The 9,215-nt window shown below is 63.1% G+C and carries 7 protein-coding genes; 4 read left to right on the plus strand and 3 right to left on the minus strand.

What is annotated here, in order from left to right:
• Positions 1-3 precede the first annotated feature (3 nt).
• The 4 genes from ISS97_RS17425 to ISS97_RS17440 all read left to right on the plus strand — a co-directional run bounded on the left by ISS97_RS17425 (position 4) and on the right by ISS97_RS17440 (position 5,598).
• Positions 4-1,035, plus strand: a complete 1,032-nt coding sequence (locus ISS97_RS17425) for an ImmA/IrrE family metallo-endopeptidase (protein ID WP_379983329.1) — start codon at positions 4-6, stop codon at positions 1,033-1,035.
• Positions 1,035-1,688, plus strand: coding sequence for a hypothetical protein (locus ISS97_RS17430; protein WP_379983328.1), 654 nt, complete (start codon positions 1,035-1,037; stop codon positions 1,686-1,688). Before ISS97_RS17425 ends, ISS97_RS17430 begins: the two co-directional genes overlap by 1 nt.
• Positions 1,689-2,464: 776 nt before the next feature.
• On the plus strand, positions 2,465-2,668 hold the full coding sequence (locus ISS97_RS17435) for a DUF6229 family protein (protein WP_379983327.1): 204 nt from the start codon (positions 2,465-2,467) through the stop codon (positions 2,666-2,668).
• Positions 2,669-2,766: 98 nt separating this feature from the next.
• Complete coding sequence (locus ISS97_RS17440) at positions 2,767-5,598, plus strand: type 2 lanthipeptide synthetase LanM family protein (RefSeq protein ID WP_379983326.1); 2,832 nt, start codon at positions 2,767-2,769, stop codon at positions 5,596-5,598.
• A 10-nt stretch (positions 5,599-5,608) separates the two neighbouring features.
• Here the strand turns inward: ISS97_RS17440 and ISS97_RS17445 are convergent, their stop codons facing one another.
• The 3 genes from ISS97_RS17445 to ISS97_RS17455 are packed head-to-tail and all read right to left on the minus strand — an operon-like array spanning position 5,609 to position 9,181.
• Entirely contained in the window at positions 5,609-6,304 is a 696-nt protein-coding gene (locus tag ISS97_RS17445) for a 4'-phosphopantetheinyl transferase family protein (RefSeq protein WP_379983324.1), read from the minus strand.
• Position 6,305: 1 nt separating this feature from the next.
• The gene (locus ISS97_RS17450) at positions 6,306-7,697 is read right to left on the minus strand and encodes an MATE family efflux transporter (RefSeq protein WP_379983323.1); all 1,392 of its coding nucleotides are present in this window, start codon (positions 7,695-7,697) and stop codon (positions 6,306-6,308) included.
• Positions 7,694-9,181 carry a cytochrome P450 gene (locus tag ISS97_RS17455; RefSeq protein ID WP_379983322.1) on the minus strand — a complete coding sequence of 496 codons (1,488 nt, stop codon included), beginning with the start codon at positions 9,179-9,181 and terminating at the stop codon, positions 7,694-7,696. Before ISS97_RS17455 ends, ISS97_RS17450 begins: the two co-directional genes overlap by 4 nt.
• Positions 9,182-9,215: the final 34 nt, after the last annotated feature.

The following is a 9,215-nucleotide window of genomic DNA, read 5'->3' on the forward strand; positions in this document are numbered from 1 at the left end:
AGGATGAATACGAAGACGCCCGTCGTCTCTGCCAAAAGCGCATACGAGAGCCTGGCTGCGGCTGGATTTCCCAAGGCGTATGTCACTCGCCTCCTGCCCGATTGGTGGGACAACGCGCTATTTAAGACCAGCGGCGGGGCGATCGAGTTTGCTTCGATCCTGAGGCAGCGCCTGGGGATCGACGTGCACTTCGCGAAGAATGGTGAGCTCGAAGTGTCCGGCATGAGCACCCATGCCCGCTTTAAGAGGCGCAGCACCACGGCAGAGGGTGAACTTCAAGTCTGTGCGACCCTGGGGATGGCACTCGCCAAGCTTGCGCTGTATTGCTCGCGCATACCCTACACGCCACTCCCGCAGGACCCCGCGGCCGTGGGGGCGCTCATCCGGGCGTCTATCGACAGAAACACTGTTTCGTTTGATGCCCTGCTGGACTTCTGTTGGAGCCGGGGGCTGCCGGTTCTGTTTCTGAAGGATCTTCCTAGGGGTAGCAAGCGCATCGCAGGCATGGCGCTACAGGTCGACGCGCGGCCGGCCATCGTGCTCGGCTATCAGTCATCCCAGGACGCACGTCAGCTTTTCGTATTGGCACACGAGTTGGCCCACATCTGCTTGGGGCACGTTGCCGCGACCGGCGCACTTATCGACGAGGGACTGTCCGCCGTAACAGATGCACTACAGGGGGCGGACGCGGTGCCTTCAGATGCAGAGGAGCGCCAAGCGGATGCCTTTGCTCTGACGCTGTTGCGGAACGGAAAGGCGGCGCGCCTTGGCGACGGGGCACGTTTCGCGTCGGCCGCCGAATTGGCCGTGTCCGCGCTGGCCACAGGCAAGTCCCGAGGAATCGATGTCGGCCACCTTATTTTGAGCTATGCCAAAGATAACGACGACTGGCTGATGGCGAATCAGGCGCTAGCCTACTTGCCGGACAATGCCGACGCACTGACTTCGGTGCGTGAGCGCTTCATCGCCAACGCCGACCTCGAACGACTGACTGAGGAAAACCGAAGCTATTTGCTCAGCGTGCAGGGATTTTGATGAGCATCACCAGCTACCTGCTCGATAGCGATGCGGCTAAATGCATGTGTCAGTACGGCCTGATGCAAGATTTGGCGACGGCGCTAAGCGTCACGTTGTCGGATTTTTACATTCTCTCGCAACTCCGTTACCAGCTACGCCTTGGCACCCCCACGAAAGCCCTTGAAAAACTCGGCACAGCAGAGGCCGTACAGCAGGCGCAACTGCTGGTGTCGAGTGCTGCCGAAGTAGTCGTACTGACCGAATCGGCCAACTATCTTTTGCTGCAAGGCACTCCAGATATTGACGGTGGCGAACTGGCTTTGTTTGCAGCCTTGTGCGATCAACCAAATTCGGGACTGATTACCGGCGATAAACGGTCTCTTGTCGCGTTGTGCAAGGTTGAGGGCTTAGGAGCCACCCTTAGTTGGGCGCACATTATGTGCACCGAAGAAACCATCCGACGACTGATAAAGCACTTTGGTTGGCAATACATTTCCGACAGAATTCGCGCGCAACCTGACGTCAACATCGGGCTGAGTTTAATCTTTGGACGGTCATCGCCCGCTTCTGAACAGGCTATTCACGAGGGCCTTGATAGCCACATAAATGCGCTTGCCATTGATACCGGTGGCAAATACATCACCGCCTCCTTCACTGGTCAGACAGCTTAAGCCACCCAGTCGCGACAACTGCTCGCGCCCATTCGTCCAGGCACCTAAGAGCGGGACCTGATCAGGTGGACACCGATGCGCTCAATAGACGTCACCGTTCGACCGGCTCACCCGCTTAGGTGTCATCAGGCGTACGACATGAGTGCCCGAACCAGCTTAGATCTTTGTATTTAATCGGTTTTGTCGGGTGGCTTTTTTAAGGATCGCGGACATTGCGCTTAGCGCCCCGGACGAAGTCACGTTCTCCTACGTCCACAGCGTCTCGACGTTGTCGATGGAGAAACAGGAGATTCGAAGCGGTAAGCCGCCCTTGCGAAGGAATCGCTATCAATTCTCGCGCGGAGCGTAGCCGGTGAACTAGCAGGGCCAGGTTGAGTGGGATGAACCTCGATGCGGCGGATGCTTGATTCACCTGTCCGAAGGAGCCGGTCCACCTCGCCCTGACCCCGTGCGGGTCGTTCACCGCATGGTCGCCGCCCTCCCCTCTGGCTGTGCCGTATCGATCTTGCGCAGCCGATTACTGTGTGATTCGAGCCGCCCAAAGTGAGCACGCTCGATGAGCGTTCGAAACGCGTCATTTCACGTTGACAACCGCAACCCAATGCGCACAACGTATGGCGCGGTGTTTCCACGGAGGGCTTCGACACGCTGCCAAGTCGGCCTGGCTAAGGACTCCCGCATACGTCTTGAAGAGCAATGTTCGGAAGTGGCCTCCATCCCGAACGAGTGGGATGGATCGCCATTCAAATCCAACTCAATAGCTCAGGAGTAACGCTATGCAACAGACTGACGATATCGTTTCGGGCTGGCTTAGTGGTTCGGACAGCATTGACGGCATGGAGAATCCTGCCGGCCCACTCTACATCGAAGGTGCAGCGGCGACCGAGGCGGCACTGACCGGCTCGAGCGCGGGGATGAACATGTTTACCAGCGCCACGACCGTTTCGTGCGGTGGCTTCGGCGGGTGTGACTGTTGTTGAACTAAGCTTCAATCAACGCGCAGCCCGATGGTGGCTGCGCGTTGATCATCGACAGTTTTGCGAACCGCCTCCTGCACTGGAAGGATTCCAAGCAAACGATGGTCGAGACAAACACACCCGATGCCTTCGTCCGCATCATTGAGCATTTCACCGCCTCTACACGCGAAGCATTCGCTGCCTGCCTTGCGGAACTATCAACAGAGCTCGATCTCGACGAAGCGGCATTGATCCGCTCGGCGACCGAAGAAGCCCTGCACCATACGGCGAGACTCAAGCTCAATCGCGTACTGCTGTTGGAGCTGCATGCGGCCAAGCGGGCGGGTGAACTGACTGCCGAAGACGACGCCGGTCGCTTCGCCCAATTCGTCGAGCACTCGCTGCAGCCGGAATTTGCCGAGCATCTGGATCGTCGCTACCCGCCGCTGCGCAAGCGCCTGCAGCGAGTACTCAGCCAGCAGCGAACCTCCATCGAAACGCTACTGATGCGGTTTATCGCTGACCGTGGCGCATTGACGCCCTTGCTTGGCCGGCCGGCTGGACGACTGACCGCACTGACCCTGGGGCAAGGCGACCTGCATGCAGGCGGCCAAGCCGTGGCGCGGTTGTCGCTGGACGGTGGCGAGGTGATGTACAAGCCGCGCTCGCTACGCATCGACAGCGTGCTCGATGCATTTCTTGCCGGCGTTTTCGGCGCCACCGTGGATCGCATCCGCGTGCCCGAGGTGATCGACCGCGGTGACTATGGCTGGGCCGCCTACGTTGCCCAACGCTACTGCCAAAGCGAAGATGAGCTGCGGATCTTTTATCGCGGCCTGGGTCATTGGCTGGCGGTGTTGCGTCTGCTCGGCGGCACAGATATCCATTTGGAGAATCTGATCGCCGCAGGCCCGGTGCCGGTGGTGATCGACGTCGAGAGTTTGTTTGCCGTCATCGACAAGGGCCAGCCATCGCCATACGGTCAGGCTTACGATTTTGCCCAGGCACTGATCCGCAGCTCGGTGCTGCGCACGGGCATCGTCCCGTATCGCGCGCCGGCGCTGGGCTTCGATGGAGTCGACATCTCGGCGGCCGGTGCGTTACCGAACCAGCAGCCACAAGTGCATGCGCCGATTATCGTTGGCGAAGGCACGACAGAGGCGCGGTTAAAGGTCATCAGCGTGGACGTGACCCCATCCCGGAACCATCCTGGCTCGAATCCGGACGTGTCGTTGTACTGGGACCAGATAAGCGAAGGGTTTCTCGCCGCCACAGCGCAGCTGCGCAAGGTCGACATCGAGGGCCAATTGATGCCGTTGCTGGCCGCATTCGAGCACTGCCAGGCGCGCGATATCCGCCGACCGACCCAGGCCTATATGGAAATCGGGCGCATGCTATGGCACCCCGCTTCGCTCCACGATGAGGCCAAAGCGATCGAGCGCGCCCGGGACTTGCTTGCACGCAATGCTCTCGTGGTGTCGATCGCGCCATCGGCTGCGCAGGAGATAGCAGCCGAGATCGACGATCTGCGCTACGGCGATGTGCCGGTTTTCGCGGCGCCGCTGACGCGCGCGCGGATCGATGCGGCCATGGCCGACTGGCGGGCGATGCGTATCGATCTGGAGGAGTTGACCATTCGCAGCGCGCTGGTCGCGACTAAACTCAATCGCAGCGTTGACGAGCCCGTGGATAACCGGCGGCATTACTACGCTCGCCATCCGCACACCGATCGTCTCGAGGCACGCCGCCGCAAGCTTGCCCTGGAAGCGGTCGAGCGCCTGCTGCGACTTGCAGTGCGCGGTGACGATGGCACGGTGACCTGGATTACCCCCGAAACAACCCAGAGCGGCTGGCTGGTCCAGCCGCTGCAAGCCGACGTCTACTTCGGCCTCGGCGGTGTGGTGGTCGCGCTGGCCGGCTACGTCTGCGAGATCGAATGCGGTCGCGCAGACAGGGTGCCCGGCATCAAAGAGACACTCGACGGTGCCCTGCACATCCTGCAGGCATTGGTAGCGACTGATAAGCCCAAGACGATCGGCGGCTTCAGCGGCTACGGCGCACAGATCTGGACCTGGCTGACCCTGCATGATCTGTTGCGGCGTCCCGAGCTGATCGCGAACGCCGTGGCATGTGCCGAGGCTTTGGCACGCGAAGGCTTCGACAACGATCTCTACTTTGACATCATCGATGGGGCCAGCGGCGCTATCGTGCCGCTGCTGCAACTCGCCGAAGCCACCGGTGACGCGCAATGGCTTGCGCTCGCCGCGCTGGCGGCGCAGCACCTGGAAGCCGCAGCTATCGTCGATGCGCGCGGCGCGCGCTGGCGGACGCCCGTGTTCGCCGAACCGATCGGCGGATTCGCCCACGGCGCCGTCGGCATCGGCTGGTCACTCGCGCGGCTGGCGTTGTCCGGTGCCGGCGACGAGGCCGACCGTATGCGTTGGAGTGCGCTCGCCGACGCTGCGTTCGCGTTCCAGGATTCGCTGTACGACGAGACACTGGGCAACTGGCTCGATATGCGTCAATTGGGTGTCAGCGAGACCTTTCACACCTGGTGCAACGGCAGTGTCGGCATCGGCCTGGCCGCTAGCGACCTGTACTCGCGCACGCGCGATCCGCGTCATTTGCGCACCTTGCGCCGCGCCGTGGCGGCATCGCATGGCCAGTGGGGTTCAAGCCATACGCTTTGCCACGGTGACCTGTCGCTATGGGAGTTGTTCGTACGCGCCGCGGCATTGGATCCCGATGTCTCCAATGCTGACCCGGACGAGCCGACCGCCCAGGTTATTTCAGCCATTGAGGAGCATCACGGCGTGATCGGCGGGATGACCCGCGCCGCCTTCACCCCGGGCCTGATGACCGGCCTGGCTGGCGCCATCCACAGCCTCAACCGGATGCATCCGGACTGCGGGCTGGCTTCGCCGTTGTTGCAGGAACGGCGACTCCAGTCATGAGAGAAGCGATTTAACGCATCCAGACGCAACTCGTGATCGCCGATGCATCGTCGAGCAACGAGAAGCCCAGGCGAAAACGCATGCCTGCCGGCAAGCCCGGAGCGAGCGGCTCGGCTGTCTCCGCCTCGATCGTGCCCGTGCCCCCTTGGGCGCGGATGATTTTCAGCGCGCCGAATTCGAAGATCCGGCCAACCGTTGCCGCCGTGGCTTTGTAGAAGCTCTCCTTGGCCGAGAAAGCGATCGTCAGCGCCATCGGCAAGCCGAGGCCGCGCGCGAGCCCGTCCAGCTCGAGTCGTTCGTCGGTATCGACCACTGACTGGACGATCGCGTCGAGGGCGCCTGCCGAAACCACTCGTTCAATATCGATGCCGACACCTCGCACGGCGCCGTCGCGTAAGGCCACGGCCGCCGCGATGCGGGCGGCGTGCGTGATGCTGCCGGTGAAGCCCGCTGGCCATGCCGGTGCGCGGGATGGTTCGATAGCGAGATCGGCCACGCTGACGCCGGCTTCGGCGAGTGCGGCGACGGCAGCGCGCCGGCCGGCGAGGTATTCGGCCCTGCGCTTGGGCACGCTACGGGCTATGGATGGCGGACAGGCGATGCCGAAACGGGAAAAGTGCGCGTCGTCGCTTTCGTTGGCATCGAACGCCAACAGGAACGCATCGGGCAGGCCTCCCGGATGCCGCGCCAATGACAGGCGTCGCAAATCAGGCCTCCACTTGTGTCAGCACGATCTCGTTCTGCCGGTGCCTCACCGCCACCCAGATCCGCCAGAAGTACAACATGCCGATGCCCGCCTCGAACGATGAACCAACGACCCAGCACACGGGCAGGTATCCGGCGTCGCCAACGTGGCCGAGCGTCATCAGATAGATCGTGGGAATGCTCAGCACCCACATCATCACGAAGCGCACCGCGAACAGAAACCGCGTAAGGCCGAACGCCTCCAACACCGCCTGCCCGGTCATCGAGAACGCGAAGGCCAGCGAATACGTCCACAGTACCTTCGAGGTCGCGACCGCCGATCGGCGGATCTCATCAGGCTTGTCGGCCAGGCCGAATGGATCGAGCAGCACGCTTGGCGTGACGATCTGCAGGAAGGCGGTGAATGCCACGTAGGCCAGTTCGATCCCCAGCGTGACGAGCAGGATCCTCGGCACCTGGCCGAACTCACCCTGCCCCAGCGCGTTCCCGCACAGCACACTGCAGCCGATTCCCAAGCCCAGCAGCGGGATCACGCCGATGTAACTGACGGTGAGGTTGACGTTGTTGGCGGCGAGCGCGATCGCGCCGAGCCCGGCGATGATCCAGATGAAGGCGGCATTGCCGAAATTGCCGATGCCCGCCGTCACGCCCAGCGCGATGCCTTTCCTGATCCTCGGCGCCACGTCGCCATGGCGAATGCCGCGCGTCGCGATCAGTCGCCGGACGTCGCTCCACACGTCCCTGGGCAGATAGCCCACATAAATCACGGTAATCGCCAAGGTGCCGGCCAGCGTGCCGAGCGCCGAGCCGCGCATGCCCAGTTCCGGCAGGCCGAAGCGGCCGAACACCAGGCCGATGGTCGCCACGATGCCCACCGCCTGCCCTACCAGCCCGGCCACCAGAGTGATGCGGGTCTTGCCGATACCGTTGAAGTACGACGACAAGGCCATGTTGAACGTCATCGCCGCACCGAAGTACGCCGACCAGTAGAGGAACTGGGATTCCAGCCGGGTCAGCGCAAGCGGCCTGTCGCTCAGCGCGGGAATCCACGCCATCAGCGGCGCGAATAACAACAGCAGCACCGCAAAGACGACGCCGACGACGATGCCGATGGCCGCCTGCCAGGCGGCATCCGCATGGCCCGAGCGGCCGTAGGCCTGCGCGACGCAGGAGCGCGAGAAACCAACCACCGCCACGAAGAAGCCGACGATCGCCATCGCCGTGTAGACCGCGGGGCCAGAGGCGGCCAGCGTATCGCTCGAATATCTCGCCAGACAGATCCGATCGACCAGCATCATGATCAGGTTGCCGATCATGGAACCCATCAACGGCAGCGAGACGTGCAGGATCCGCCTGGCGATCTGCACGTTGGACGCGGGCGCGACGGCGTTCAACGGAGCTCCCCTGCCGGCGGCACGCGCAGCTTCAGACGCACGGGCACCGAGCTGGGCGCCATGAAGAAATTCAGCAGCTCCTTCGCCGGCGGCGCCGTGGGATCGGGCTCCAGTTCGAAGTTGCGCATGATCATCGCGACCACGACCTTGATCTCGGTCAGCGCCAGGAAGCGCCCCGGGCACAGCCGCGAACCGCCGCCGAACGGAAACAACTTGCGGCTGGGATCCTCCTCCTCCGGTTCGCGCAGCTCCGCCACCCAGCGTTCGGGCCGGAACCGCTCGTGCCCGGGGAATTGCGCCTCGTCGCGCCCCTCCCCTGCCGTCGCAACAATGATGGCCGTGTTCTTCGGAATGAAGGTATCGGCGACCACACAATCGGCATTGGCCGTGAGCCCGAGATACGGAGCGACCGCTTTCAGCCGCTGCGTCTCGCTGTGCGCCGCCTCCAGGTATGGGAACGCCTTCATCTGCTCCCACTCGCGCGGCAGCGGCGCGTCGCCGAGCACCAGGTCCGTTTCGGCGGCCAGCGCGGCGGCGGCGGCGGGGTTCTGCGCGAGCAGGCAGAGCATCCAGGCGATCGAGTTGGCGGTGGTGTCCTCGCCGCCGATGACGCTGAGGATCGCGTTGGCGACCAGTTCCTCGTCGGTGAACTCGGACTCCGGATCCTCGCTCGCCGCGATCATCGCCTCGAGCATGTTGGCGGGCTTGCGTTGCAGGTGCCGCTGCTGCTCCATGCGCTCGCGCGTGTGGTGGATGAACTCCGTCACGCGCGTCTCGATGTCGGCGAACGAGCGCTCGGCGGCGCGATCCACCGGCAACTTGAAGTAGCGCCAGTACGGGAACGCCGCCGTGGTCCGGTTGCCCAGGCGCTGAAACATATTGTCGATATCGCGCTGCAACGGATCGCCGTCCTGGTTCACCGCGTCAATGTCGTGGCCCATGGCGATGCCGACGATGGTGTCCAGCGCCATGCACTTCAGATCGCGGCGCAGGTCGATGGCGCGGCCCTCGGCCAACGCCCTCTTCCAGCGTTCGAGCATGCGTTCGGTCAGGCGGACCATGGTCGGGAAGAAGTTGCGGATCACCTCGGCATTGAGCCCGCTCATCACCAGCTTGCGCTGCTTGCGCCAGGCGGCACCCTCGGCGGTGAACACGCCGCCGATGTGCAGCTCGTTCATGATCTGCTTCAGGCCGCCGTTGCGCCGGAATCCGTCGGGACGCTCGCGCATCACGCTGTGCGCGGTGGCCGCGTCGGAGACGATCACGATGGTGTGGCCGAACACCTGCAGCCGGAACATCGGCCCGAACTCGCGCACCCATGCGGTGAACTTCTGATGCATCTGCCGGCCGCTGAGCTGCAGCGCGTTGCCGACAAAGGGCTGGCCTTTCGGTCCGGGCAGGTCTTCGATGCGGCGCGTGTAACGCAGCTCAGCCGGGGCTTCCGTGGCCAGGCCGAGCTCGTCCGAGGCGATCGTTTCGTTCATGGCATTCCCCTCTTGGGCGGTCATACCTGATCAA

It is taken from the genome of Dyella koreensis, assembly GCF_044904565.1.
Taxonomy (GTDB): Bacteria; Pseudomonadota; Gammaproteobacteria; order Xanthomonadales; family Rhodanobacteraceae; genus Dyella_D; species Dyella_D koreensis.